The sequence below is a fragment of the Aequorivita soesokkakensis genome (assembly GCF_001641085.1).
Lineage (GTDB): Bacteria > Bacteroidota > Bacteroidia > Flavobacteriales > Flavobacteriaceae > Aequorivita > Aequorivita soesokkakensis.
Window position 1 is genome coordinate 73,588 of the sequence record NZ_LXIE01000010.1, and the last position, 25,721, is coordinate 99,308.

The following is a 25,721-nucleotide window of genomic DNA, read 5'->3' on the forward strand; positions in this document are numbered from 1 at the left end:
AGATAGATGTCAAAGTTTGGAGAATTAATTGAAACGCGCATCCCAGTTCTGTTGGACTTTTATGCAGAATGGGACGAAGCATGCAAAGAAATGCACCCCGTATTAAGAGACGTTGCTGCCGCCTTGGGCGATAAGGCCCGCGTAATAAAAATAGACGTGGAGAAAAATAAAGAACTAGCCGAAGCACTTCGTGTTAAAGGTCTTCCCACCTTGATGATCTACAAAAATGGCGAAATGAAATGGCGCCAAAGTGGGGAACAGGATGCCAATACGCTTATTGGCCTTGTAAACGAATACGTTTAAATTTTACTTTTACTTTTTTCTTGTATATGTTTTAAACATATAAGTCTCTGTGCTTATACTTTTTAGCTATTCTTCTTTTTGAAATTCTTACAAAAAAATTAAAATTTCTTAGTTTTATCGTTAAAATGAGAGGTTTTTCCGATAAAAATATTTAATATTGTCGGAAAAAGTTTACTTAATACCCCAATCGCTATGAAATTTTCTTACACGAAATCTTGTGAAAGAGCAAGGTTTATCTTTTTTGCATTTTTATTTTTTGCCTTAAGTTCTCAAGCTCAGGTTGGTATAGGAAATACAAATCCAGATGCTTCATCAATGCTTGATATTACTTCTACCTCAAAAGGACTTTTACTACCTCGAATGACTTCTGCACAAAGGTTGGCAATAACTACACCTGCTAATAGCCTTTTGGTATATGATACCACTATTAAGGCATACTATTATTATGATACAGTTTCATCAACATGGGTAAAAATAAATTCGGCACTTAATCAACGCAACAATTATGTATTAGTAAAAACCGCAGCTGATTTACCCGCGCCATCGGGAGGAAAGATTACACTAGTTTCAAATACATTATATGAAATAAATGGTTTAATCACAATTACCGCACCTATAGATTTGAATGACGCTTATGTTGCAGGGCTTGATGCAAATGAAGACGTAATTTCTTTTCCCGGTGGAGTTGTTTTTAAAGGAAATACTGGAGGGAGCATTAGAAATGTTACACTAAAAGGTGCAAAAGCTTTTGAAATTACCGGGCCTGGAATCTCGTCTGCAACTTCACTTCTTGTTCAAAATACTATTGTAGATGGTATGACGACTAGTGTGGGTAGTATCTCAGGCTTGGGACTTTATTTTGGAAATATTATTCAATTCATTAATAATACCAATGGAATTACATATACCAATATTGGAAATTTATTATTAAATAATCAAGCTTGGCTGTCAACTAATAGTGGGACATTCGAAAAATTTACTGGTAACTTTAGCCTTATTGAAAAAGCAAGTGGGTTCAGTACGGTTCCTAGTGGCGCCATTGGGCTTGATGTAAGTACAACGGGATTAGCTGTGGCCAATGGTGTATTAAATGGAACTGTTTTTTCTGGTACAGGAACTTATATCAATAGGTATACAACAGGATCTTATACGGGTTATAACTTTACGAATGCTTGGTCAGTAAACTGCCCAGGAATCCCTAGAGAATCTGATGATGTGTCTACAGGTGATATTAATTTTTCTGCTGCCGTTGGAAGTGGACAGGTAACAAGCTTTACCGGAACAGGTTCGGGAAGTAGAACAAAGGTTCAGGGAACTACAACATCGAATAATTTATTTAGGTTTGAAAAAGTAGGTGATAACCGTATAACGTACAAAGGGGCTAAAAAACGTTTTTTCCAAGTAACTGCCTCTGTATCCTATCAATCAACTGCTGATATTACACTTATACTCTACATCGCAAAAAATGGCACAGTGATAGACCAAACTAAGGTTTACAGTAAAGGAACAACAGGATATTTTGTGACCGATCAGGGTATTTTGGCAGTGCCAATTGTTGGCACTGTTGAACTGAATAACAACGATTATATTGAAATTTGGGCTGAAAGATATGCTGGTTCGGGAAATATGAACACGGTATCCCTAAATCTCACAGCTCGCTAATTAAAAATTTTGTTTTATTGAATTGCATAACAAACCTTTCTCCCCAATAAACTCCAAAACCTTCGGCAACACATACCGAAGGTTTTTTTCTGCCTTTAGGCTATCGTGAAATACAACTACGCTTCCTGGTTTTATGTTATTTATAACATTTTTAAGGCATTTTTCTTCTGAAACGCTTCCGTCGTAATCATAACTCAACACATCCCACATCACAATTTTAAATCCTTTATTCTGAAGGGTTTTGGCTTGTTTCGAGGTAATTTTTCCATAGGGTGGACGAAACAATTTTGAATCGATTAATTTTTCTGCCAGCAAAGTGTTTTCAATATATTTTGAAGTCTCTGTATTTATTCCTTTTAAATGATTAAAAGTATGATTGCCCACGGAATGTCCTTCGGAAAGAATTCTTTCAAAAATTTCAGGATGTTTTTTTACGTTTTCGCCTATACAGAAAAAAGTGGTTTTGGCATTGTGTTTTTTCAGTTCGTCCAATACCCACGGTGTAACTTCAGAAATTGGGCCGTCGTCAAAAGTGAGAAATACCGAATCCTTTATATGTGAAAACGCCCAGATTCGCTCAGGGTATAACCGCTGAATGAATCTGGGCATTTTTACCAAATTGAATTTCAATTTTATTAGTTTACAGGAACTTCCTCGTCAATATTTCTAGTTGGTTCTTCTTCCATTTTTTTCAAAAGATTTGAATCTAAAGGAATCTCAATTGTTGAATCTTTTTGAACATCTTTATCCAAATCCATTGCTTCATCGGGAGAATAGAAATGGCGGAATAGCTTTAAATAATCATTGAATTTTACTGCTTCGGCTCTGCCATAAGCTTCATCATCATACATTACAACAAGCTGTACCAAGCTTCGGTAACGCTCCATATCGCTAATTATTTCTTCAGCAATTAAACGCTGTTTGTTGAATTTTAGACTGTTGTAGTATGTAAGGTGTTCTTGATATTTTTTAGAAACATCCTCATAAACCTTTCGCGCTTTTTCTTTTTTGTCTAATTCGTAATAACCAATAACATAAGGCTCCAATAACGAATAGTATTCAAAATAATCTACTGGCATTTTCTCCATTGCCAAATCCAGCACTTTTTCGGCTTTGCCATTTTCGTCGTTGTTTATTAATGCTTCGGCAAGACGGGCAAGATTGCTTCTGTATGTAATGCCGTTTCTGCGGGTTTCGGTGTCGTGGTAAATATCCGGGCTTCCGCTGTTGCCCCAATCCCAAGACATAACAATATCATACATCTTATCGGCATCAATTCTGCCCATATCAAAAGGGCTTCGCTTATTAATTGGTGTTTTAATTGGAACCAATTTATATACAACTCCGTCCAATTGCAGATAATCCTTCATCCATAGGTAATCATCATCGCCAAAACTTCCGCCACTGAAATATATTGGGCGTTCCCAATTGTTGTTTGCAATTATATCCAGCATCATCATTCGGTTTTTATAGATGATATCGCCTTTTAGGTTTATATCTATATAAGGAACAATTTTATCGGCATCTTTTGGATCAACAATTCCGCTGCGAAGAACGGCTTCTTTATCAACAGGAACTCGAATTACTTTTGAAGGGAAAGTATTTACCATTTGTCCGCTCGGCAGTTCCATTTGGGTAGCTGGACTGTCGTTGGCTACAAAATTCATCCACGTTTTAATATCTATAGTGTCTTGCGTTGTTTTTTGAAAGATCAAAAAGTCGCGAGTTCCCCATCTATATTTTTCATGGGTTAATTGTGAAGGAATTGGATCGCTGGTGAAAGCTTTCTTCTTCATATCATCAATATACCAATCTGTTTGGAAAAGGCTTGTGTTTACAATACGCACATCTTGACGGTAACCTTCAATGTTTTGGGCATACCAAAGCGCAAAAGTATCATTATCACCAATAGTGAACAGGATTGCATTCTTATCACAGGAGTCCAAATACATTTTTCCCATGGATTGTGCTGTGTAGCGATTGCTGCGGTCATGGTCATCCCAATTTTGGGTAGCCAATAATACGGGTGCGGCCAAAGCCGAAATAATAAGCACAACGGGAAGTGCAACTTTTGGTTTCAAATAATTTTTCATTAAATCGAAAAGTGCATAGACTCCATAGCCAATCCACATTGCAAAAATATAGAAACTACCTACCAGGGCATAGTCCCGTTCTCGCGGTTCAAACGGTCGTTCATTCAGATAAATTTTTAGTGCAAGTCCCGTAAATAGGAACAGAACCAGCAAAACCCAAAAGCTTTTTTGATCGTTTTTAAAATGAAATACCAATCCAATAACACCTAAAAGCAAAGGAAGAAAAAAGTAGGTATTCCGCGCTTTATTGTCAGCCATATCACTTGAAAGTTCATTTTGATTGCCCAAACGTAGTTGATCTATAAACTTTATTCCGCTTAACCAATTGCCGTGCAGGTCTGTATATTGCCCTTGCACATCGTCCTGTCTTCCCGTGAAATTCCACATAAAGTAGCGCCAATACATGTAGCCGAACTGGAACTCGAACATAAATTTCATATTCTGAAAAAAGGAAGGTTTTTGGATATCAATATATTGCCCAAAGTTTTTCAAAAACTTGTCGTAATCATCTTTATCAACCAAGCCTTGGGCGTCAGCCTGTTTAAATTTATTCACTTCCTCCACGAGTCTTGGTTCGCTTAAGTATTCGCTTTTAACTGAAAAATCCAGTCCGCCGGTAAACTCCATGTAATTTGAAGCATGCTCGGTACTCCACATTCTTGGCATAAATGCCTTTTGCGAATCATCCGTGTTTTGGCCTGCGTTTTTATAGTTGTTTACTATTATGTATTTGCCGGTTGTTTCATCTTTTTCATATTTTGGCTTTTCGTCTTTATATGGGTTGTCCTCATCAAGACCTACATAGCTTTCGGTGAAAAGAGGGCCATAAAATAGGTGCGTTTCGGGGTATTGTTCGCGGTTGTAATACGCTAAAAGCTCACGGGCGTTGTTCGGGTTGTTTTCGTTGATAACCGTTCCGGCATTGGCGCGGATTGGGAGCATTAGCCAGCTTGAGAAGCCTATAAAAATGAAAAGCACGCAAAGCAACAGGGTGTTCAATTGTACAAATCCTTTTTTTCTTGTTAAACGTAAACCGTAAACAAAAAGAACGATAAACAAAAGTGCTGCGAAAATGGTCCCGGAATTAAACGGAAGCCCGATGCTGTTTACAAAAAACAATTCCGAAGCACTGAAAAACTTCATCGTCCAAGGCAATAAAAGTTTAAAAATCAAAAGAAGAATAGCGACCGTAACAATATTGGCGATTATAAAATTTTTGACTGTAATGGTTTTGTAATGTTTGAAAAAATACAAAAACCCAATAGCGGGAATGGTTAGTAACGCCATAAAGTGAATTCCAAAGGAAAGCCCAATAATAAAGGCAATAAGAATTACCCAACGATTGCCGCGTGGCTCCAGCATTTCGCGTTCCCAACGAAGCGCGGTATAAAATAACACGGCCATCAAAAAGGCGGCGCTTGCATATACTTCTGCCTCAACAGCGTTGTACCAAAAACTATCCGTAAACGCAAAAGCTAGCGAACCCACAGCGGCACTGCCGATAATGGCCATAGCGCTTGTTTTTTCAATTTCTTGATGTTTGGAAACCACATTGGTAAGCAAAATGGTGAGCGACCAAAACATAAACAGAATGGTAAACGCACTGGCAAAAACCGACATGAGGTTAATGGTAAGAGCAATGTATGAGGCATCTGGTGCAAAAATGGAGAAAAATGCTCCCAAAAGCTGGAATAGTGGCGCTCCCGGTGGGTGACCAACTTCAAGGTTGCTAGCGGTGGTAATATACTCTCCACAATCCCAAAAACTGGCAGTAGGTTCTACTGTGAGCCAATATGTGGTAAGGGCAATTGCAAAAACAAGCCAGCCGATGATTTTGTTCCATTTTGTAAAGTTGAAAGAACCCATAAGTGCATAAAATTTTATGGGACGAATTTACTAATAATATGTATAGCCCCAAGTATCTAATTGAGGTAACGTGCAATATGCTATGATATTTTTAACTATAAAAAGGTTTGCATGGTAGAATTATATTTTTTTGCAATAAAATGTTTGTACAAGCCAAAGTTTGTATTAAATTTGCGCCTCATTATGGAATTGGCCCATGGTGTAACTGGCAACACGTCTGGTTTTGGTCCAGAAGAGTCTAGGTTCGAGCCCTAGTGGGCCAACAAAAATTGAATCCCAATCTTGAAAAAGGTTGGGATTTTTATTTTAAAATTATTTTTATATGTTTACGAAACGTAAAAACCTAAACCAAATTTCATGAAAAAAAATATACTCCTTATTTATACTTTTCTTTTCGTATCACTCCTATGCTCACAAAACCAAGTTTTGGATTTGGGAGTAGATGGCAAGGATTTAACAGATATAAATTTTGAAGATTCTGTATTGGTCATAAAGGCCAGTGAAGGTGGCGGCGCCTATTCGAAGGAAAAAAATGTTGAAATTAAATACATAAACCTCCCTGAACAGAAAATTTTATATTCTCTGGATTCAGAAAAAGATAAAAGAATAATATACTATAATCAAGATGGGAAGATTGTAATATCGGCTACTGATGGTTTTGTGGGTTACGGAAGTAACAAAGACGAAATATTTATTGATGGCGATGGAAGTGAAATTGGATCAGTAAAAGATTTTAACTATGATGATATTGAATGGCTCCCGGGCACTCGAAAGACTTTTTTTACTAAAAGTTACTTAATCAGCGTTGGACCAAAAAAGAAAGGATATAAAATTACACAAAAAAATAAAGGCGACGAACCTGCAGAATGGTTGCTCTATAAATTAAACAATACCTCACTTCAAGAAACTACAATACCTATTGAGTTGCCTCCGGTTGTTGGCAAAGAGGATGAGATAGGTTATATGCTGATGGAAGTAACCGATACAGGATTTTATGTACAATCAAAAACTTTTTCGCCAACCGATGCAAAAGATGACGCATATGATTCCCAAAATTTAATTGTTAAGGAGTATGATTTTGAAGGTAAACTTATTGATGAAAAAAAGTTCACAATAACTATTGATAAAAATAAATATCGCTTTGCAAAAGCTGACTTACCGCAAGGAACGTATCAAAAGATGGGTAACAGAAGTATGGTAACCTTACCCACTTCTGCCGCAACGGGGGCTGTAAGTATAGATGCCGAAGGCAAAAATTATTATATACAATCGGTCTTATTCGGAAAAGAGGGTAATGAAGGTACTTTTCTTCACGTAGAAAAATATAGTTTTTCAGGTGAAAAGCAATGGGAACAAACCCATAAGTTTGTAGATAAGGTTGTAGGTATGTTCGCCCAAGAAACGCGAATACGTCCAATAATTACCAATGAAAAAATATATTTCTTTCCAAAGGATTATACCTTTAAAAGTTCAAAAAAAAATGAAGTATTCTCAATGGACGTTGCAACTGGCGAAATAAAAGCAGAAAAAAAATATGAAGTTTTAAAAGGTACTTTAAAGAGAACAGAAACCTGGCATAAGTTTGCGTATGGCTCAATTGTAGAGAATGAACTTTCTGACAATCTTCTTTTGGATACTGAAACCTTAATTGCTTTTAGGGTTAATGATAGCGTTAAAACCTATATAGATAGCCTAAGCCCTGAAGATGAAACCTATTTAATATCACATATCGCTAGAGATGGAACGATATATATGATTCAGGCAGATTACAAATCAAAAAAATATAAGTTTATGTCCTTTTAAACTATTATAAATTTTTTAGGAACTACCACTTTATATCAAATTAACTTTGCAGCCACCTTTAATTGGTGGCTGCATCTTTTTCGGAAATATGAATATTATTAAATTTTAGTATGTTTGCCACAAACCCTTTCTTGAATGAAAACACTCACATTATTCTTTCTTCTTTTTGCTTCAACTTTTCATTCACAGGAAATCACAATAGTTTCAGGAAATTATAAAAACCTGAAAACTATTTCTGAATACAATCTTGTTTTTGATTATTCAGATTTGACGGTAACGGATTTTGAGAGTGAAGAAGACTATCTTCAAAAAACAATGCTTGAAAAAGAGCAGGCAAAACCTGGAAACGCAAAGGTTTTTCGGGAAGAATGGTTTGCCGATAGAGCATATAGATATGAGCCTAGATATATACAGGCTTTTAATGAATATTTTAAAAAAGGAGAAATAAAAGTAATTAAAGATCGGCCAGATTTACCTTATACCATTAAAGTTCACACTACGGAAATCTATCCGGGGTATAACAACGGTTTTACAAGAAAAAGCGGAAATCTGGAAGTTACAATTTCTGTTTTTAAAACCGAAAACGCTGAAAATATTTTATTTTCCACAAACATTACTGATGTAGAATGTAACTATGCCGGAGATAAAGCAACCTTGGAAGATTTTGATTTTCACCAAGGTGAACGAATAGCTTACGGCTATTGGAATCTCGCCAAATTTTTCGCAAAAAAATTAAGAAGAGGTATCAAGTATAACTAGTTAGCCCGTTCATTTTCCATATCAATAACCTTCGCAACCGTCTTAACTAGGCGGTTGTGGTTTTTTACAAACGGATTGGTTTCATCCCAAACATAACCTGCAAGTACAGCGCAAATCTGTCCTTTGATCACAGGATTTTCGGGGCGGTGAAAAAATATTTTCTGAAGATTGCCGGTGTACCATTCACTAACGTAAGTCCTAAAAACATCTACGCCTTTCATGATATAGCCCGTATAATCTTGTTCCCAATCCACTTTTTCGCCATTTAATTCTTTGGTTATTAGTTTGGCAGCTTTCACGCCCGATTCTGTTGCAAACGTAACGCCGGAGGAAAATACGGGATCCAAAAATTCAGCGCTATTCCCCGTAAGGGCATACCCTTTTCCGTAAAGTTGTTTTACGGCTTTTGAATAATTTTTGATAATATGTGGCTCAAAAAGGAAGTCCAAATCTTTTAGCCTATCGTAATAATAGTCGGAGATTTTCAGCATTTCCTTAAGCTTTTCAGAATTTGTTCCTTTAAAAGATTCAATAAACTCCGTTGGTCCAACAAAGCCAATACTTGTATTTCCGTTTGAAAAAGGTATCACCCAAAGCCAAACTTCATCTTTTACTACATCAAAAGTAATAAGCGTTCCCTCAACACCTTCGGGGCGTTCGGTTTCTTTCACATGTGTGTAGATTGCGGAATTTGCTTCAAGCGAAGAAGGTTTGTCCAAATCCAATAATCGTGGTAAAACCCTGCCATAACCACTGCTATCTATAATAAATTTTGCGCGAATTTTATACTCGTTTCCTTCTTCGGTTTTAACTGTTGTTGTGGAATGTCCATTTTCGTCAAACTCTACAGCCGTAACTTCGTGACCGAAGGAAACATCTACGCCTTTTTTAACTATTTCTTTGGCAAGAGTATGGTCAAAATCCGCCCGCGGAACCTGCCAAGTATAATCCCAACCCGGAGTGTGCTTTTTTGAAAAATCGAAATTACAAACAATATCATCTTTCAAAAATCGAGCTCCTGCCTTGATTTCAAATTTCTGCTCCATCAAACAATCCAAAAGCCCTGTTTCCTCAAAATGGTCCATGCAGCGTGGCAATAAACTTTCGCCAATCACAAAGCGTGGAAATTTACTTTTTTCAACCACTTTGGAGCTTATTCCGTTGTTTTTTAAATAGGAAGAAGCAACGCAGCCTGAAGGTCCTGCGCCAATAATTAACACATCAACAGCAATATCATTCATATTATTAAGATATAGATTGTTAAAAAATTCTAAATTTGCATTCTAAAGTTACCAAATTATTTAATAGAACATTTGATTCAACTATAAATGCCAACATTACAAGGAAAACTGGAAACAGCCGATTTTGATAAAATAATCTTCAAAAACGATTCTGTCCAACTTCACAAAGATATAATAGAAAGAGTTCAAAATAGTTTCGATTTTCTGAAAGAATTTTCTGAAAATAAAATTATTTACGGTGTCAACACAGGTTTCGGCCCGATGGCACAGTATAAAATAAAGGATGACGAACGCATCCAGTTGCAGTACAACCTTATTCGCAGCCATGCCTCGGGAACCGGAAACCCAATTACGGCACAATATGTTCGCGCGGCCATGCTTGCGCGAATGAACACGCTAAGCCTTGGAAACAGTGGGGTTCATCCTTCCGTCATTAAATTGATGGGCGAATTGCTCAACAAAAATATTATTCCACTTATATATGAGCACGGTGGTGTGGGCGCCAGCGGCGATTTGGTCCAGCTTGCCCATTTGGCGTTAGTGTTGATTGGTGAAGGCGAAGTTTTTTACAAAGGAGAACGCAGAAATACGGAAGAAGTTTTCAAAATTGAAAACCTTCAACCCATAAAAGTGGAGCTGCGCGAAGGATTGGCTTTAATGAACGGAACGTCAGTAATGACGGGAATTGGAGTTGTAAATGTGCTTTACACAAAACGAATTATGGATTGGATGATTAAAGCTTCCTCTGCCATAAATGAAATTGTAAAAGCTTACGACGATCATCTTTCCTTTGAATTGAACGAAACCAAAAAGCACAAAGGCCAACGTCAAATTGCCGAAATGATGCGCAGCCATTTAAAGGACAGCAATCTTACACGCAAGCGCGAACACCATTTGTACAACGGTTCAAAAAACGAAGAGGTGTTTGTTGAAAAAGTACAGGAATATTATTCTCTTCGCTGCGTACCACAAATTTTGGGTCCTGTTTTGGACACGCTCAATTCCGTTGAAAAAATATTGATTGAAGAAGTAAATTCAGCAAACGATAACCCGATCGTGGATGTTGAAAAACGAAATGTATATCACGGCGGAAACTTCCACGGCGATTATGTTTCCCTCGAAATGGACAAGTTGAAAATTGTAGTTGCAAAAATGACGATGCTCGCCGAGCGCCAATTGAACTATTTATTGAATTCAAAATTGAACGATATACTTCCACCATTCGTGAATTTGGGAAAACTTGGGCTAAATTTTGGAATGCAGGGTGTTCAATTTACCGCCACCTCCACAACCGCTGAAAGCCAAATGCTCAGCAACCCCATGTACGTGCACAGCATCCCGAACAACAATGACAATCAAGACATTGTAAGTATGGGAACGAACGCCGCACTTATTACCAAAAAAGTAATCGAAAATGCTTTTGAGGTGGTTGCAATAGAGCTAATAACCATCGTCCAAGCCATTGAATATTTGAAGGTTCAGGATAGCGTTTCTTCTGAGACCAAAAAAATGTACGATGAAATTCGTGCCATCGTCCCAGTTTTTAAGGAAGATGTTGCAATGTATCCGTATGTCAATAAAGTAAAAGAATTTTTGATGGATTCTTCAAAATAGGAATGGAATAATTTTGTAAATTGTTCGTCTCTCCTCAACTAACTTAAATTGATGCTATTATGAAAACGATTTTTTCCTACGCACTTATTTTTTTATTTGGAACTACCGCAGTTTTTGCACAGGAACTGGCTTTGGTCCGCGACAATGATTTATTTGGTTATATCAACAAAACCGGTGAGTATGCCATTCAACCACAATTTGAAAAAGCAGATAGCTTTTCGGGCAAGATGGCAGCAGCTATGAAAGACAAAAAATGGGGTTTTATCAATACCTCCGGCGAATGGGTAATTCAACCAGAGTATGATCGTGTAAAAGAATTCAATTCCGGGTATGTATTGGTAATGCAGAACGACCAATGGAAATACATAAACTCGAAAGGGGAAACTTTAGATACTCCTGCAAGAGAAAAATATTACGATTTTGACAATGGAGTAGCCATTATTCGCGAGGGTGAAAAAATTGGTTTGATGGATACCAGCGGAAAAGCAATCTTGGAGCCAAAATATGATGAAATCAAAGGTTTTAACAACGGACATGCAAAATTTAAAAATGGAGAAACATGGGGGTTGTTGAATACGAAAGGTGAAGTTGTTGTGCCAGCAGATTATAACGAGATTGGCGATTTCAGCAAAAATGGAATTTGGGCACGAAAAGGTGAAAGCTTTGGAGTTTTGATTAATGGTACATTCACCCCAATTAACGGTGTGGACAAAATTTGGGATTTCACAAACGACTCACCATTGACCTATGCCGAAAGCAATAAAAAAATAGGTTTCATCAACGGAAAAGGAGAGTGGGTCATTCAACCAGCTTATGATAAAGCCCGTGCGTTTAATGCAGGGCTTGCACCTGTAAACGAAAACAAAAAATGGGGGTATATCAATGAGAAGGGCGAAAAAGTTGTGAATCCGATGTATGCCGATGCAGAAATATTTTCTGAAAATGGATTAGCTCCCGTGAAAGAAAAAAAATTATGGGGTTTTGTTGATAAAACTGGAAAATTGGTAATTCCAATGGAATATGATATTTCATCAGGCTTATTTCAAAGTGGAACTAAAAAAGGATTTCAAGACGGCCTTGCTCGTGTAAAAAAGGACAAACAGTGGGGCTTTATTGATAATACTGGAAAAGTTTTAGGCAAATGGCATCAAAACGCTGAAGTTTTTGTGGATACTTCAAAGTAGATAAAAGAATAAAGAAAATAGAAAAAAGACGACTTTCGTCTTTGTGACTTTGCAAGAAAAATTAAATGGAACAAAACAAAACAAAACAAAAATACGCATTAGTAACAGGAGGTTCACGCGGTATTGGCCGTGCAGTTTGTATTCAACTTGCAAAAGATTTGGAATACAGCCTTCTTATAAATTATAACGGCAACAAAGAAGCTGCCCAACAAACTTTAATGGAAGTTGAGGCACTCGGCGGCAAAGGAGAAATTATTCAATTTGACGTTACCAATACCGAAGCTGTTAATAAGGCATTTGACGTATGGCACGAAAACAATAAAGACGCTATTATTGAAGTCATAATTAACAATGCAGGAATTACCAAAGACGGAATGTTTATGTGGATGAAACCCGAAGATTGGCACAGCGTAATCAACACCAGTTTGAACGGTTTTTACAATGTTACCAATGCGTTAATCCAAAAATTATTGGTCAATAAATATGGAAGAGTTATAAATATGGTTTCGGTTTCAGGATTAAAAGGAACGCCTGGCCAGGTAAACTATTCCGCAGCAAAGGGAGCGGTTATTGGTGCTACAAAAGCATTGGCGCAAGAAGTTGCTAAAAGAAACATTACGGTAAACGCAGTTGCACCTGGATTTATTAAAAGTGATATGACCGCTGAACTTGACGAAAAAGAACTTAAGAAAATGATACCAGCCAACCGTTTTGGAGAGGCAGAAGAAGTGGCGCATATTGTTAGCTTTTTAGCGTCTTCAAAGGCATCGTATATTACTGGGGAAGTGATTAATATTAATGGAGGAATTTATTCCTAAAATGAAGGAGAAGTGAGAAGAGTAGTAATAACTGGAATGGGCATTTATTCCTGCATCGGCAAAAACCTGCAGGAAGTAAAGCAATCGCTTTATGAAGGAAAATCTGGAATTATTTGTGATGGAAAACGAAAGGATTTTGGTTACCGTTCCTGTTTAACCGGCTGGGTGGAAGAACCTAATTTGAAAGAACAACTTTCGCGCCGTGAGCGTGTAAGCCTCGGAGAAGAGGGCGCTTATGCCTACGCCGCAACTATTGAAGCCTTGAAAAACGCTAAAATAGACCAACAATTTCTCGACGAAAATGAAGTGGGAATACTCTACGGAAACGATAGCACCGCAAAATCGGTCATTGAATCTGTAGATAAAATCCGTGAAAAGAAGGATACAACCCTAGTGGGTTCGGGCGCAATTTTCAAGGCGATGAACTCTTCCGTTACCATGAACCTTTCCACCATTTTTAAATTGCGAGGCATAAATTTCACCATAAGTGCAGCCTGTGCCAGCGGTTCACATTCCATCGGGATGGCCTATTTCCTTATAAAAAATGGCTTGCAGGATTGTATTATTTCTGGTGGAGCCCAAGAGATTAATGAACTGGCAATGGGCAGTTTTGACGGGCTCGGCGTTTTTTCAACACAGGCAGACCCTGTAAAAGCATGCCGCCCATTCGATAAAGACCGCGATGGTTTAGTGCCCAGCGGTGGCGCGGCAACTTTAATTATAGAGAGTTACGAAAGCGCTGTAAAAAGAGGCGCGCCAATTTTGGGCGAAATTATTGGTTACGGTTTTTCTTCAAACGGCGACCATATTTCAACGCCAAACGTGGATGGCCCTGCCCGAGCGATGAAAATGGCTTTGGAACAGGCAAATATCCAAGCTTCGGAAATTGATTACGTAAATGCACACGCAACTTCAACACCAGTTGGCGACGCAAATGAGGCGCTCGCAATTACGGATGTTTTTGGGGAAAACGGACCTTACGTAAGCTCTACAAAATCTATGACAGGCCACGAATGTTGGATGGCAGGCGCGAGCGAGGTTATTTATTCCATGCTAATGATGGAACACTCCTTCATAGCGCCAAATATCAATCTTGAAACGCCAGATGAGGCAGCTTCAAAATTAAACCTTGTTAACAAAACGTTAAATAGAAAAATTGATGTATTTTTGTCCAATTCTTTCGGGTTTGGGGGAACCAATTCCGCATTGATAATTAAAAAATGCACACATTAGAAATGAATAAAGAAGTTATAGTTGAGAAGATAAACTACTTTTTGGTAGATGAGTTTGAGGTAGAGACCGAAGACATTGAACCAAGAGCCAACCTAAAGGAAACTTTGGAGCTGGACAGCTTGGATTTTGTGGATTTGGTAGTTGCCATTGAGGCCAATTTTGGCGTGAAATTGACTGGTGAGGATTTCCTTAATGTTATTACACTTCAAGATTTTTACGACCTGATTGAAACAAAAATCAGCTGAAATTTGCAATAACTATTTATGGCGGGCGAGTGGGAAGGCAAAAGCAAAGGAACCGTTTTAGGGTATAAAATCTTTATATTTTTTATCAGAAAATTAGGTGTTCGCGCTGCATACGGCCTGCTTTACTTCGTTGCTCTTTATTACGTATTCTTCGCCGGAAAAAGCACCCGATCCATATTTTACTACTTTCGTAAAAGACTGAAATATTCTTGGACTAAGAGTGTTTTCAGCATTTATAAAAGTTATTATGTTTTTGGCAAGACCATTATTGACAAGGCCGCAATCTCCTCTGGCCTGCAAAACAGATTTACCCATGAATGTGACGGAGTCGAAAATATTATAGAGCTTCTCGACAAAAAGCAAGGGGGCATTATGATAAGTGCCCACGTGGGCAATTTTGAAATTGCCGAATTCTTTTTTGAGGAAATTGATACCCGTTCGCAAATAAGCCTTGTAACCACCGATGCCGAACATCAGAACATCAAGGAATATATGGAAAAAGTAACCCTGCGTTCCAATGTAAAGTTTATCTTGGTGAAAGACGATATGTCGCATATTTTTGAAATAAACAATGCGCTCAGCAATGGCGAGTTGGTCTGTTTTACAGGCGATAGATATATGAAAGGCCAAAAAGTATTGACTGAATCGTTGATGGGAAAAGAAGCAAATTTTCCCGCCGGCCCATTTTTGTTGGCCAGTAGGCTGAACGTGCCGGTTTTGTTCGTTTATGTAATGAAGGAAACCAACAAACATTATCATTTGTATGCCCGTCAAGCAGAAGTAAAAAATCGCGATGCGCAAGGTTTATTAAAAAAATACACACAAAGCGTTGAGTGGATGCTGAAAAAATATCCGTTGCAGTGGTTCAACTATTTTGATTTTTGGGAAACGGACGATTAAGAAATGAAGGAAGTATTAATAATATATTATTCACAAACAGGGCAACTTTTTGATATTCTGAAGAATATTGCTTCAACGATTTCAGTTGAAAAAGTTAACATATCCTATTGCGAAATACTTCCGAAGAAAAAATTTCCCTTTCCGTGGAAACTGGAAGAATTTTACGGTGCTTTCCCTGAAACCTTTCTCCAAATACCAACACCTTTGGAAGCGATTCCATCAGAAATTCTTCAGAAAAAATACGACTTGGTTATTTTGGGTTACACTACTTGGTATTTAACGCCTTCCATCCCAATCAATTCATTTTTGAAATCTGAAGAGGCAAAATTATTGCTCGCAAATACGCCCGTGATAACCGTTTCCGCAAGCCGAAATATGTGGATAATGGCGCAGGAAAAAGTGAAGAAATTATTGGTTGCGAACAACGCGAAATTGGTTGGGAATATCGCTTTGGTTGATAGAAACATGAATCATATAAGCGTAATCACAATTGTACATTGGTTGATGGGTGGCAAAAAAACTAAAATGCTTGGTATTTTTCCAAAACCGGGAGTTTCGGACAAAGACATTGATGCAGCCTCCCGTTTTGGAGTTCCCATTAAAGAAGCTTTGCTTCAAAATGAATATTCAAATTTGCAACAAAATCTTTTGGAAGTTGGGGCCGTAAAAATTGACCCATCACTAATAGCCACCGATATTCGCGGAAATGTTGTTTTCACAAAATGGGCAAACTATTTAATCAAAAAAGAGGGCGAAGAAAGAAAGAAATGGCTCGTTTATTTTAAATATTATTTGTTATTTGCAATATGGCTAATAGCGCCAATAGTATTTATTGTATTTTTGCTCACTTATATCCCAATGTATCGAAAAATACAGCGAGATAAAGCCTATTATTCATCAGTTGCATTAAAGCAGGATTAATGAAGAACGTATATATTACAAGGATTGCGAAGTTTTTGCCCAATGAGCCTGTAGAGAATGAGGCGATGGAGGAAAAACTTGGGGTTATTAATGGAAAAACCTCAAAAGCCCGCCGCATTATCCTTCGGAACAACCAAATAAAAACACGTTATTACGCCATCGACAAAGATGGAAACGTAACCCATAACAACGCACAGCTTGCCGCAAAAGCGGTTGAAGCTTTGTGTGATGAAACTTTCAACAAAAACGATATTGAATTATTGTCTTGTGGCACCTCCAGCCCAGACCAGATTTTACCGAGCCACGCAGCTATGGTACATGGGTTTTTAAAGAACGGAAACCTTGAAGTAAATTCCCCGTCCGGTGCGTGTTGCAGTGGAATGAATGCTTTGAAATATGGCTACATGGCCATAAAATCTGGACAAGTGAGTAATGCAGTTTGCACAGGTTCTGAACGTACTTCTTCTTGGATGAAAGCTGATATTTTTGAGGATGAGGTAGCACATTTACAAGAAATTGAGGAACACCCAATTCTAGCTTTCAACAAAGAATTTTTACGTTGGATGTTGTCTGACGGCGCTGGCGCAATGCTTTTAGAAAGTGAACCAAAGGGAGAATCACCATTGAAAATTGAATGGATGGAAGGCTACAGTTACGCCTTTGAACTCGATACGTGTATGTATGCCGGTGGCGACAAACTTGATGATGGCAGCCTAAAACCTTGGAGCGAATATCCCGCAGATGTTTGGGGGAAAAAATCACTTTTTGCGATGAAGCAAGATGTGAAATTGTTGGGTGAAAACATCCTTCAAAAAGGGGTTGCAAGTATGAAGCTTGCAATGGAAAAACACAACATTACCGAAGACGATATTGATTATTACCTGCCCCATATTTCTTCCTATTATTTCAAGGAAAATCTTTACAACGAAATTGAGCGTCAAGGCCTGCATTTACCTTGGGAAAAATGGTTTTTGAACCTTCAAAAAGTTGGGAATGTTGGCGCGGGTTCCATCTATCTTATGTTGGAGGAATTGGTGCATTCCGGAAAACTTAAAAAGGGTGATAAAATATTTCTGCAAGTACCCGAAAGTGCGCGTTTTGCATATTCTTACGCCTATTTAACGGTTGTTTAAATGAACAGTTTCACCGAAAAAATAACGGACAAAGATTTCATCGGAAAATTGATTCCACAGAAAGCGCCGTTTGTGATGGTGGATAAACTGCTTCATTTTGAAGAAAAAAAAGTGATTGCTGGATTGACTATTTCCGAAGAAAACATTTTTACACAAAACAATAAATTTACCGCTCCAGGCTTGATTGAGCATATGGCGCAGACCGTGGCACTTTACACGGGCTACCAATTTTTTCTGAAGAAAGAAGATGCACCTACTGGGTACATTGGCGCCATAAAAAAAGCTGAAATTTTCGAACTCCCTTCCGTTGGAAATGAACTGAAAACCACGGTAAATGTGCTGCATGATATAATGGGCGTAACTTTGGTAACTGCCGAAACCGAATTTGATGGAAAAGTAATCGCATCCAGTGAAATGAAAACCGTGTTGGCAAGCTGATGAAAGCAATGGATGTTTCAAGTTTAGATATTTCCAACTTTCTACCACATCGCGACCCGATGCTGATGGTCACTTCGGTAATGGAAATTGACGAAAATTCAGTTTCTACCCAATTTTATATTTCAGAGGATTGTGTTTTTTTGAAAGAGGGAAAACTCTCTGAAACCGGGCTGATTGAAAATGCCGCCCAAGCTGCTTCAGGAATTGTGGGGCAAACTTTTTTTGAAAAAGACGATTTGGAAGGAACTGGCAACAAACTGGTTGGTTACATAAGCGCCATCAAAAAAGTTGAGATTTTTCAACTTCCAAAAGTTGGCGAAACGATTGTTACAAAGGCAAAACTTCTTTCAAGATTCGACACAGGCGAAATGACAATGTGCAGCCTAGAAGCCCACACATTTCTTGCTGAAAAATTAATTGTATCTTCTACCATGAATTTTTTAATCCATGAAGTCTGATTATGAAGAAAAAGGAAGTACCACAGGACAAAAGCAATCTGGAATCCGCAAATTTCCGCGAACTCTGTTATGCGGTTGATGAAAATGGCGAATACACTACAGAAAACAGCACAGGCTGGGAACCAAAAACCGTAGCATTAAACAATGCAATCGAGGAAATAAAAGAGCGCATTCAAGACGCAAAAGACCGTGTAATTGCTGGCGAAACAAGCCCCATAGAATATTATATGGAGCTTCACAAAATGGATGTTGGCATTTTGGCCAGCTACGTTGGCTTTTGGCAATGGAAGGTAAAACGCCACTTTAAGCCTTCAGTTTTTAAAAAATTGAGCGAGAAAACTTTGAATAAATATGCTGATGCGTTTGATATTTCAGTTGAAGAGCTGAAGTCGATTAGTTGAGGAGTCAATGAGTTTAAAAAAAGCAATAGCATCCACAGTATCAATAGTGACAATACTATCAACAGAATGGAAATAGACTTTACACATCATCAATCAGCCCATTGCGAAAACGGAGTGGTCTCAAACCTGATGAAACACAACGGTTTTAGCGTTAGCGAACCAATGGTTTTTGGTATTGGCAGCGGTTTGTTGTTTTGTTATATTCCGTTGTTGAAAGTGAATCACGCGCCCGTAATTACCTATCGCGCCTTGCCTGGACATATTTTTAAAAAGTTTGCAAAGCGAACTGGTGTAAAAATGAAACGCGAAAAATTCAGCAATCCGAAAGATGCTAAAGCGCGTTTGGATGAAAATCTTGAAAAAAACAATCCTGTTGGTTTACAAGTCGGCGTTTACAATTTGGTTTATTTTCCCGATGAATACCGTTTCCATTTCAACGCCCACAATATGGTGGTTTATGGAAAAGAGGGCAATCGTTATTTAATTAGTGATCCTGTAATGGAAGATGTAACTTCCCTTTCCGAAAAGGAACTGGAAAAAGTACGTTTTGCAAAAGGAGCCTTCGCACCTAAAGGACATATGTATTATCCGATTTCCTTTCCCGAAAAATTGGAACTTGAAACAGCAATCGTAAAAGGAATTAAAGATACTTGTAAAGCCATGCTTGCGCCAGTTTCGTTTGTGGGCGTAAAAGGAATTCACAAAATCGCTGGTTTAATCAGAAAATGGCCAAAGAAAAAAGGTATTAAAACTGCAAACCATTATTTAGGACAAGTAGTGCGGATGCAAGAAGAAATAGGAACTGGCGGTGGCGGCTTCCGTTATATTTATGCGGCATTTTTACAGGAAGCCGGAAAACTTTTAGGCAATGAAAACTTAATTGAACTTTCAAAAGAAATGACCGAGATTGGCGATTTATGGCGCGATTTTGCACTTGAGGCTTCCCGAATCTACAAAAACCGAAGCGCGCAAACTGACAGCTATAATAAAGTCGCTGACCAATTGGATAATATTGCCGATTTGGAAAAGGTGTTTTTTAAGAAATTAAAGAAATCGATATAAAAAGTCCCCCTTTGGGGGATTTAGGGGGCTTATGATAGAAATAAACCAACTTTCAAAAAAATACAAAGGCGCCGAATACTTTTCGGTAAAAAACCTTGATTTGAAAGTTGAAGAAGGCGAAATCTACGGCCTGCTCGGCCCAAACGGTGCTGGAAAAACCACGCTTATTTCCATGCTCACTTCTTTGCTGAAGCCCACTTCGGGTTCTTTCACGATAAACGGATTGAATTTTAAGGAACACAAAAACCAATTGAAACAATTAATTGGGATCGTTCCGCAGGAATACGCACTTTATCCGACACTTACCGCTTTTGAGAATTTAGAATACTTTGGAAGTATGTACGGAATTAAAGGCGAAATTTTAAAAAACTCCATTAACGAACATCTGGAAATAATGGGGCTTTCAAAATTCGCAAATAAAAAAACCGATACGTTTTCCGGTGGAATGAAGCGTCGTGTAAACTTGATTGCCGGAATTCTCCACGAACCAAAAGTGCTTTTTTTGGACGAGCCTACCGTAGGCGTGGACGTGCAATCTAAAAATGTGATTATTGACCATTTAAAATTGCTGAACAAACAAGGAACCACAATAGTTTACACCTCACACCATTTAAACGAAGCCGAATTTTTCTGCACCCACGTCGCTATTATTGACCGCGGAGAAATTATTGTAAAAGGAGTTCCTTCACAATTGATAAAAAACCAACCCGAAGCCAAAAATCTTGAAGAAGTATTTTTGGCAAAAACCGGCAAAGCGCTTCGCGACCATGCATAAACTCTGGGCTTCCACATATAAGGAAATGCTTTTGCTAATCCGCGATTTGGGCGGAATCGCGATTCTTTTTATAATGCCGTTGTTGCTTTTGATTGTCATCACTTTGGTGCAGGACAGCACTTTCAAAACCATTAGCGATATAAAAATTCCCGTGCTTTTGGTGGATAATGACAAAGGCGAAGTTTCAAAAAACATCGTCGAAAATCTCTCCGAATCCAATTCGTTTGAAATTCTGCAGAAATCTTCCGAAGAAGAGGCAAAGGAGGCTGTTTTCTCCGGAAATTATCAACTCGCCATCGTAATTCCCGAAAATCTTTCGGCATCGCTTCAAAAGAAAGTGGATCAAAATGTGGAAGGTATTTTATCGAAATTTGGGTTGGAAGAAGACACTTTGGCGGTTGTAAAAGAAGTTATTCCGCAAAAGGAAGTCCGTTTGTATTTTGACCCCGCAACGCAGCTAAGCTTTAAATCTTCCGTGAAAAACGGCATCGATAAAATGATTTCGAAAATTGAAACGCAAAGCATCTACAAAGCGTTTCAAACGGAATTGGGCGAGGACGATTCCGAACCGATTTTCGAAACTGAAAGTTTTATCGCTTTTAAAGAAATTCTTCCCACAAAAAATAACGAAGAAATCATTCCGAACTCAGCACAACACAACGTTCCGGCGTGGACGCTGTTTGCCATTTTCTTCATAATTGTGCCACTTTCAATCAATCTTTTAAAAGAAAAAAACCAAGGCACTTTTGTCCGTTTGCGGACCACTCCGGTGAGTTATGCTACCGTTTTGGGCGGAAAAACAATCGTTTATCTCGCGGTCTGTCTCGTTCAATTTACGTTGATGCTGCTCGTGGGAATTTTTCTTTTTCCCGCCATCGGCCTTCCGGGAGTTGATGTTTCGGGCAAGTTGCCGATGCTATATTTAGTCGCGCTTTTTTCTGGGCTTGCCGCGATAGGATTGGGATTACTGATTGGCACTGTAGCAAAAACACAGGAACAGGCAGCACCGTTTGGCGCCACTTCGGTGGTCATTTTGGCGGCATTGGGCGGCGTTTGGGTACCCGTTTTTGTAATGCCGAAATTTATGCAGTTTGTTTCCAAAATTTCTCCGATGAACTGGGGCTTGGAAGCGTTTTACGATGTATTTTTAAGAAATGTGGGTTTTGTTAAAATCCTTCCCGAAATTTCGTTATTATTGTTGTTCTTCCTCACAACAATCGTAATAGCAATAATTTATAATAGAAGAAAAAATGCCGTCTGAAAACAAAAATGAAATAAGCTTTACTTCTGAAATCCGAGTACGATTCACCGAAACAGATCCTTTGGGAATCGTCTGGCACGGCAATTATATACAGTATTTTGAGGATGGCCGCGAGGCTTTTGGGCGTGAGCACGGAATTTCATATTTAGAACAGAAGGCAAATGGTTACACTTCACCAATCGTAAAATCTTCCTGCGAGCATAAGTTGCCGCTACGTTACGGAGATGTAGCGACTATAAAAACAACCTTTATTCCTTCGCCTGCGGCAAAAATGATTTTTAGATATCGAATTTTTGATCCAAAAGGAAGACTTGCCTGTTTAGGGGAAACGGTTCAGGTTTTTTTGAACGAAAAGGGAGAACTTTCTCTTACAAAGCCTGAATTTTTTGCAAAATGGAAGGAAAAAATGGGATTGTAAAATGGGTAAAACCTTCATTTCATATAACAATATTTTAAGCAGTCTAGGTTTTGACAACGAAACGGTAGTTGAAAATATTTCAAAAGGAAAATCGGGCCTTGCAAAATTCGATGATGCTTCCCTTTTGCCAGAACCGTTTTGCGCTTCCATGATTTCTTCTGAAAAAGTAAAAAATGAATTCAACAAAATTGGCGATGCTTCAGCTTTTACGAAGTTGGAACAAATGATGTTGCTTTCTTTGAAAAATGTTGTCGATGCTTCAAAAATTCCTTTAAATGAAAATGTTGGACTTATCATTTCAACCACAAAAGGGAATATTGATGTGCTTGAAAAAGACAGCAATTTTCCCGAAAGTCGAGCATATTTAAGCGAGTTGGGGAAAACAATCCAACACTTTTTCGGTTTTAAAAATGAAGCAATTATTCTTTCAAACGCCTGTGTTTCGGGTATTTTGGCAATTTCTGCAGCAAAGCGTTTTATTTCCGAAAGCAAATACGACCACGTTTTTATAACAAGCGGCGATTTGGTGACGAAGTTTATTCTTTCGGGATTCAATTCGTTTCAGGCTTTATCGGCCGAACCTTGCAAACCCTATGATAAGAATAGGGTTGGAATAAATCTCGGCGAAGTTGCCGCAAGTGCTTTGGTTACTTCTTCCGAAAAAAATCTTCCAAAGGAAGCCGTTGAAATTTTGGGCGATGCAACCTGCAACGACGCAAACCATATTTCGGGTCCGTCGCGAACCGGCGAAGGACTTTTCCGAAGTGTAAAAGCCGCACTGAAAGAGGCAAACTTGAATGCGAAAGAAATCGATTATATTTCCGCACACGGCACCGCCACACCTTTTAACGACGAAATGGAGGCCATCGCCTTCAGCCGTTTGGAAATGCAAAATGTGCCCCTCAATAGTTTAAAGGGCTATTTTGGCCACACTTTGGGAGCTTCGGGATTATTGGAAACCATTGTAGGAATGCATTCTATGGAAAAAAATATACTTTTTTCATCCAAAGGATTTACCGAACTTGGCGTCTCAAAAAACATAAATATCATTAAAACAAATACGCCGAAAACGTTAAACACCTTCCTAAAAACCGCATCGGGTTTTGGGGGTTGCAACACAGCGGTAATTTTTAAAAAAACAAACAACTAACCGACCATAAATGCAAACAACCACAAAAAAAATGAATGCCATTGAAGCTTTGGAAGAAGCGCACCGCATAGCCTTTGCGCCCTTTGTTTTTCAAGCTTCGGTTTCGCTTCGGAAACTCGGGATTCTCGATTATATTTTTGACCAACGGATAACAGGCGGGCCAACAGCCGAAGAGATTTCGCAAAAACTTTCCCTTAGCCCTTACGGAGTTGGCGTGCTTTTGGAAATTGCGCAAACTTCGAATATTGTTAGTAAAAATGATGCCGAGCAATACGAACTGACCAAAGTGGGCTATTTCTTAAATTATAACGAAACGGCCAGCGTGAACCTTAATTTTGCGCACGATGTATGTTACAAGGGCTTGTTTCATTTAAACGAATCCATAAAAACCGGAAAACCGGAAGGTTTGAAAGAACTGGGGCAATGGCCAACTATTTACGAAGGACTTTCAAAGTTGAAACCTGCCGAACAAAAGTCGTGGTTTGATTTTGACCATCATTATTCCGACGATATTTTTGCGGAAGCCTTGGAAAAAATTTTTGAAAGAAAGCCGAAAACTCTCTTCGATATTGGCGGAAATACTGGCAAATTTTCTATTAAATGCTGTAATTTCAATGAAGAGGTACATGTGAAAATAGTTGATTTACCGGGCCAATTGAACATGGCTTTGGCCAATGCCGAAAGCAATGGTTTTAAAGATAGAATTTCTGGCCATCCGATTGATTGGCTTTCGGAAAACCCACAAATTCCGAGCGGGGCAGACTTAATTTGGATGTGCCAGTTTTTGGATTGTTTTTCTGAAGAAGAAATTGTAAAAGTGTTGAGCATTTGTGCAAACTCCATGGACGATGATGCCGAATTGGTGATTGTTGAAACCTTTACGGATAGACAGGCCTTTCGCGCTTCACAATTTATTTTGGAAGCCACTTCGCTGTATTTTACGGTGCTTGCCAACGGAAACAGCAAAATGTATCCGGCCAGTGTTTTTATGAAATTGATTGACAAGGCTGGTTTAAAACTCAAAGAAGACATCCAATTGGGTGAATATCACACCATGTTGATTTGCGAAAAGAAATAGAATTTTGACTGAAACTTTTCACATAAAAAGCTATTGCCACATTAAAAACCAAATGGTTTCATTGAATGGAAATGTACTTTTTAGTGAGGTCCCGATAACTATCGGGGCAGAAGATTTTTCAACTTTTATAAAAAACGCATACAAGTTTTTGCAAACGGATTATTCCAAGTTTTTCAAAATGGACAATCTCAGCAAGCTCGCATTTTTGGCGGCAGATGTTTTGTTGAAAAAAGAAAATTTAAACGAAGAAGAAAATAATATTGCCTTAATTTTTTCAAACAAAGCATCCAGTTTGGACACCGACCGAAAACACCAAGCTGCAATAGAAAACGATGCTGAATATTTTCCCAGTCCGGCGGTTTTTGTTTACACCTTGCCAAATATTTGTTTGGGCGAGATAAGTATCAAGCACAGGCTGTATTCTGAAAATAGTTTTTTTATCTTTGCCCGCTTTAATGCGGAACATTTGCAACTGTACGCCAACAGTTTATTGCGAAGCGGAAAAGCAGAAAAAGTACTTTGTGGTTGGGTAGATTTAGACGAAAACAGCTACGATGCTTTTTTATATTTAGTTGAAAAACAAGGCGAAATTGAACATAAAACTGAAGAAATAACCAGATTATACAACATATTATGAGTGAATTAAAAGAAGAATTAAAAGGAAAAATCATTGAACAATTAAATCTTGAAGATGTTTCAGTGGCAGACATAGCAGACGATGACGCACTTTTTGGCGACGGACTTGGATTGGATTCCATTGATGCTTTGGAACTTATCGTTATGCTGGACAAGGATTATGGCATTCGTTTGAGCGACCCGAAAGAAGGAAAGAAAATTTTTGAATCTGTGCAGGTAATGGCAGATTATATTCAGGAACACCGCACAAAGTAATTTCGTGTAAAATA

At 38.3% G+C, this 25,721-nt stretch carries 26 protein-coding genes and 1 tRNA gene; 24 read left to right on the forward strand and 3 right to left on the reverse strand.

What is annotated here, in order from left to right; translation table 11 throughout:
• The first annotated feature begins 6 nt into the window (after positions 1 to 6).
• Both A7A78_RS05405 and A7A78_RS05410 read left to right on the forward strand, forming a co-directional pair.
• Complete coding sequence (locus tag A7A78_RS05405; protein WP_068761429.1) at positions 7 to 303, forward strand: thioredoxin family protein; 297 nt, start codon at positions 7 to 9, stop codon at positions 301 to 303.
• Between the two features lie 192 nt (positions 304 to 495).
• Positions 496 to 1,965 (forward strand): hypothetical protein, encoded by a 1,470-nt coding sequence (locus tag A7A78_RS05410; RefSeq protein WP_068761430.1) that lies wholly within the window; start codon positions 496 to 498, stop codon positions 1,963 to 1,965.
• Here A7A78_RS05410 and A7A78_RS05415 read toward each other — a convergent pair whose 3' ends face one another.
• Together A7A78_RS05415 and A7A78_RS05420 are read right to left on the reverse strand one after the other, a co-directional pair.
• Complete coding sequence (locus A7A78_RS05415) at positions 1,966 to 2,574, reverse strand: polysaccharide deacetylase family protein (protein WP_068761431.1); 609 nt, start codon at positions 2,572 to 2,574, stop codon at positions 1,966 to 1,968.
• 26 nt (positions 2,575 to 2,600) lie between these two features.
• Positions 2,601 to 5,924, reverse strand: a complete 3,324-nt coding sequence (locus A7A78_RS05420; protein ID WP_068761432.1) for a glycosyltransferase family 117 protein — start codon at positions 5,922 to 5,924, stop codon at positions 2,601 to 2,603.
• Positions 5,925 to 6,114: 190 nt separating this feature from the next.
• Here A7A78_RS05420 and A7A78_RS05425 point away from each other — a divergent pair.
• The 3 genes from A7A78_RS05425 to A7A78_RS05435 all read left to right on the forward strand — a co-directional run bounded on the left by A7A78_RS05425 (position 6,115) and on the right by A7A78_RS05435 (position 8,486).
• Positions 6,115 to 6,187 (forward strand) — tRNA-Gln (locus A7A78_RS05425).
• 94 nt (positions 6,188 to 6,281) lie between these two features.
• Positions 6,282 to 7,727 (forward strand): hypothetical protein, encoded by a 1,446-nt coding sequence (locus A7A78_RS05430; RefSeq protein WP_068761433.1) that lies wholly within the window; start codon positions 6,282 to 6,284, stop codon positions 7,725 to 7,727.
• A 135-nt stretch (positions 7,728 to 7,862) separates the two neighbouring features.
• The gene (locus tag A7A78_RS05435; protein WP_068761434.1) at positions 7,863 to 8,486 is read left to right on the forward strand and encodes a hypothetical protein; all 624 of its coding nucleotides are present in this window, start codon (positions 7,863 to 7,865) and stop codon (positions 8,484 to 8,486) included.
• On the opposite strand, the gene A7A78_RS05440 is transcribed toward A7A78_RS05435, so the two are convergent.
• Positions 8,483 to 9,727 carry an NAD(P)/FAD-dependent oxidoreductase gene (locus A7A78_RS05440; RefSeq protein ID WP_068761435.1) on the reverse strand — a complete coding sequence of 415 codons (1,245 nt, stop codon included), beginning with the start codon at positions 9,725 to 9,727 and terminating at the stop codon, positions 8,483 to 8,485. The two genes, A7A78_RS05435 and A7A78_RS05440, sit on opposite strands and share 4 nt — an antisense overlap.
• Positions 9,728 to 9,814: 87 nt before the next feature.
• On the opposite strand from A7A78_RS05440, the gene flxA reads away from it, so the two are divergent.
• From flxA to A7A78_RS05535, 19 genes are all read left to right on the forward strand, one after another.
• Positions 9,815 to 11,341, forward strand: coding sequence for a flexirubin biosynthesis tyrosine ammonia-lyase FlxA (gene flxA, locus A7A78_RS05445; RefSeq protein ID WP_068761436.1), 1,527 nt, complete (start codon positions 9,815 to 9,817; stop codon positions 11,339 to 11,341).
• A gap of 59 nt (positions 11,342 to 11,400) precedes the next feature.
• Positions 11,401 to 12,525 carry a WG repeat-containing protein gene (locus A7A78_RS05450; RefSeq protein ID WP_068761437.1) on the forward strand — a complete coding sequence of 375 codons (1,125 nt, stop codon included), beginning with the start codon at positions 11,401 to 11,403 and terminating at the stop codon, positions 12,523 to 12,525.
• Between the two features lie 65 nt (positions 12,526 to 12,590).
• Positions 12,591 to 13,343 carry a flexirubin biosynthesis SDR family reductase FlxB gene (gene flxB, locus A7A78_RS05455; protein ID WP_068761438.1) on the forward strand — a complete coding sequence of 251 codons (753 nt, stop codon included), beginning with the start codon at positions 12,591 to 12,593 and terminating at the stop codon, positions 13,341 to 13,343.
• 12 nt (positions 13,344 to 13,355) lie between these two features.
• On the forward strand, positions 13,356 to 14,576 hold the full coding sequence (locus A7A78_RS05460) for a beta-ketoacyl-[acyl-carrier-protein] synthase family protein (RefSeq protein ID WP_094746043.1): 1,221 nt from the start codon (positions 13,356 to 13,358) through the stop codon (positions 14,574 to 14,576).
• Between the two features lie 2 nt (positions 14,577 to 14,578).
• Positions 14,579 to 14,821 (forward strand): acyl carrier protein, encoded by a 243-nt coding sequence (locus A7A78_RS05465; protein WP_045079317.1) that lies wholly within the window; start codon positions 14,579 to 14,581, stop codon positions 14,819 to 14,821.
• A gap of 18 nt (positions 14,822 to 14,839) precedes the next feature.
• The gene (locus tag A7A78_RS05470) at positions 14,840 to 15,721 is read left to right on the forward strand and encodes an LpxL/LpxP family acyltransferase (RefSeq protein ID WP_068761439.1); all 882 of its coding nucleotides are present in this window, start codon (positions 14,840 to 14,842) and stop codon (positions 15,719 to 15,721) included.
• A gap of 3 nt (positions 15,722 to 15,724) precedes the next feature.
• Positions 15,725 to 16,642 carry a hypothetical protein gene (locus tag A7A78_RS05475; protein ID WP_068761440.1) on the forward strand — a complete coding sequence of 306 codons (918 nt, stop codon included), beginning with the start codon at positions 15,725 to 15,727 and terminating at the stop codon, positions 16,640 to 16,642.
• Positions 16,642 to 17,775, forward strand: a complete 1,134-nt coding sequence (gene darB / locus A7A78_RS05480) for a dialkylresorcinol biosynthesis protein DarB (RefSeq protein ID WP_068761441.1) — start codon at positions 16,642 to 16,644, stop codon at positions 17,773 to 17,775. Before A7A78_RS05475 ends, darB begins: the two co-directional genes overlap by 1 nt.
• Positions 17,776 to 18,213: a hotdog family protein gene (locus A7A78_RS05485; protein WP_068761442.1), complete on the forward strand. Its 438-nt coding sequence runs from the start codon at positions 17,776 to 17,778 to the stop codon at positions 18,211 to 18,213. It abuts the gene before it with no gap.
• Entirely contained in the window at positions 18,213 to 18,671 is a 459-nt protein-coding gene (locus A7A78_RS05490; protein WP_094746044.1) for a hotdog family protein, read from the forward strand. Before A7A78_RS05485 ends, A7A78_RS05490 begins: the two co-directional genes overlap by 1 nt.
• A 2-nt stretch (positions 18,672 to 18,673) precedes the next feature.
• Entirely contained in the window at positions 18,674 to 19,072 is a 399-nt protein-coding gene (gene DarG, locus A7A78_RS05495) for a flexirubin biosynthesis protein DarG (RefSeq protein ID WP_068761443.1), read from the forward strand.
• A gap of 66 nt (positions 19,073 to 19,138) precedes the next feature.
• Positions 19,139 to 20,134: a BtrH-related acyltransferase DarH gene (darH, locus tag A7A78_RS05500; protein ID WP_068761444.1), complete on the forward strand. Its 996-nt coding sequence runs from the start codon at positions 19,139 to 19,141 to the stop codon at positions 20,132 to 20,134.
• 31 nt (positions 20,135 to 20,165) lie between these two features.
• Positions 20,166 to 20,909: an ABC transporter ATP-binding protein gene (locus A7A78_RS05505; RefSeq protein WP_068761445.1), complete on the forward strand. Its 744-nt coding sequence runs from the start codon at positions 20,166 to 20,168 to the stop codon at positions 20,907 to 20,909.
• Positions 20,902 to 22,170: an ABC transporter permease gene (locus A7A78_RS05510; RefSeq protein ID WP_068761446.1), complete on the forward strand. Its 1,269-nt coding sequence runs from the start codon at positions 20,902 to 20,904 to the stop codon at positions 22,168 to 22,170. Before A7A78_RS05505 ends, A7A78_RS05510 begins: the two co-directional genes overlap by 8 nt.
• Entirely contained in the window at positions 22,160 to 22,588 is a 429-nt protein-coding gene (locus tag A7A78_RS05515; protein WP_068761447.1) for an acyl-CoA thioesterase, read from the forward strand. The genes A7A78_RS05510 and A7A78_RS05515 overlap by 11 nt, the downstream gene beginning before the upstream one ends.
• A gap of 1 nt (position 22,589) precedes the next feature.
• The gene (locus A7A78_RS05520; RefSeq protein ID WP_068761448.1) at positions 22,590 to 23,738 is read left to right on the forward strand and encodes a beta-ketoacyl-[acyl-carrier-protein] synthase family protein; all 1,149 of its coding nucleotides are present in this window, start codon (positions 22,590 to 22,592) and stop codon (positions 23,736 to 23,738) included.
• Between the two features lie 10 nt (positions 23,739 to 23,748).
• Positions 23,749 to 24,816, forward strand: coding sequence for a methyltransferase (locus tag A7A78_RS05525; protein ID WP_068761449.1), 1,068 nt, complete (start codon positions 23,749 to 23,751; stop codon positions 24,814 to 24,816).
• A 4-nt stretch (positions 24,817 to 24,820) separates the two neighbouring features.
• Positions 24,821 to 25,453 carry a 3-oxoacyl-ACP synthase gene (locus tag A7A78_RS05530; RefSeq protein WP_094746045.1) on the forward strand — a complete coding sequence of 211 codons (633 nt, stop codon included), beginning with the start codon at positions 24,821 to 24,823 and terminating at the stop codon, positions 25,451 to 25,453.
• A complete protein-coding gene (locus A7A78_RS05535; protein WP_068761450.1) occupies positions 25,450 to 25,707 on the forward strand; it encodes a phosphopantetheine-binding protein in 258 nt (85 codons plus the stop codon). Before A7A78_RS05530 ends, A7A78_RS05535 begins: the two co-directional genes overlap by 4 nt.
• Positions 25,708 to 25,721 lie beyond the last annotated feature (14 nt).

Coding starts and splice junctions, on each gene's coding strand:
- A7A78_RS05405 (WP_068761429.1), top strand. CDS start 7: ATGTCAAAGTTTGGAGAATTAATTGAAACGCGCATCCCAGTTCTGTTG.
- A7A78_RS05410 (WP_068761430.1), top strand. CDS start 496: ATGAAATTTTCTTACACGAAATCTTGTGAAAGAGCAAGGTTTATCTTT.
- A7A78_RS05415 (WP_068761431.1), bottom strand. CDS start 2,574: ATGCCCAGATTCATTCAGCGGTTATACCCTGAGCGAATCTGGGCGTTT.
- A7A78_RS05420 (WP_068761432.1), bottom strand. CDS start 5,924: ATGGGTTCTTTCAACTTTACAAAATGGAACAAAATCATCGGCTGGCTT.
- A7A78_RS05430 (WP_068761433.1), top strand. CDS start 6,282: ATGAAAAAAAATATACTCCTTATTTATACTTTTCTTTTCGTATCACTC.
- A7A78_RS05435 (WP_068761434.1), top strand. CDS start 7,863: ATGAAAACACTCACATTATTCTTTCTTCTTTTTGCTTCAACTTTTCAT.
- A7A78_RS05440 (WP_068761435.1), bottom strand. CDS start 9,727: ATGAATGATATTGCTGTTGATGTGTTAATTATTGGCGCAGGACCTTCA.
- flxA (WP_068761436.1), top strand. CDS start 9,815: ATGCCAACATTACAAGGAAAACTGGAAACAGCCGATTTTGATAAAATA.
- A7A78_RS05450 (WP_068761437.1), top strand. CDS start 11,401: ATGAAAACGATTTTTTCCTACGCACTTATTTTTTTATTTGGAACTACC.
- flxB (WP_068761438.1), top strand. CDS start 12,591: ATGGAACAAAACAAAACAAAACAAAAATACGCATTAGTAACAGGAGGT.
- A7A78_RS05465 (WP_045079317.1), top strand. CDS start 14,579: ATGAATAAAGAAGTTATAGTTGAGAAGATAAACTACTTTTTGGTAGAT.
- A7A78_RS05470 (WP_068761439.1), top strand. CDS start 14,840: ATGGCGGGCGAGTGGGAAGGCAAAAGCAAAGGAACCGTTTTAGGGTAT.
- A7A78_RS05475 (WP_068761440.1), top strand. CDS start 15,725: ATGAAGGAAGTATTAATAATATATTATTCACAAACAGGGCAACTTTTT.
- darB (WP_068761441.1), top strand. CDS start 16,642: ATGAAGAACGTATATATTACAAGGATTGCGAAGTTTTTGCCCAATGAG.
- A7A78_RS05485 (WP_068761442.1), top strand. CDS start 17,776: ATGAACAGTTTCACCGAAAAAATAACGGACAAAGATTTCATCGGAAAA.
- A7A78_RS05490 (WP_094746044.1), top strand. CDS start 18,213: ATGAAAGCAATGGATGTTTCAAGTTTAGATATTTCCAACTTTCTACCA.
- DarG (WP_068761443.1), top strand. CDS start 18,674: ATGAAGAAAAAGGAAGTACCACAGGACAAAAGCAATCTGGAATCCGCA.
- darH (WP_068761444.1), top strand. CDS start 19,139: ATGGAAATAGACTTTACACATCATCAATCAGCCCATTGCGAAAACGGA.
- A7A78_RS05505 (WP_068761445.1), top strand. CDS start 20,166: ATGATAGAAATAAACCAACTTTCAAAAAAATACAAAGGCGCCGAATAC.
- A7A78_RS05510 (WP_068761446.1), top strand. CDS start 20,902: ATGCATAAACTCTGGGCTTCCACATATAAGGAAATGCTTTTGCTAATC.
- A7A78_RS05515 (WP_068761447.1), top strand. CDS start 22,160: ATGCCGTCTGAAAACAAAAATGAAATAAGCTTTACTTCTGAAATCCGA.
- A7A78_RS05520 (WP_068761448.1), top strand. CDS start 22,590: ATGGGTAAAACCTTCATTTCATATAACAATATTTTAAGCAGTCTAGGT.
- A7A78_RS05525 (WP_068761449.1), top strand. CDS start 23,749: ATGCAAACAACCACAAAAAAAATGAATGCCATTGAAGCTTTGGAAGAA.
- A7A78_RS05535 (WP_068761450.1), top strand. CDS start 25,450: ATGAGTGAATTAAAAGAAGAATTAAAAGGAAAAATCATTGAACAATTA.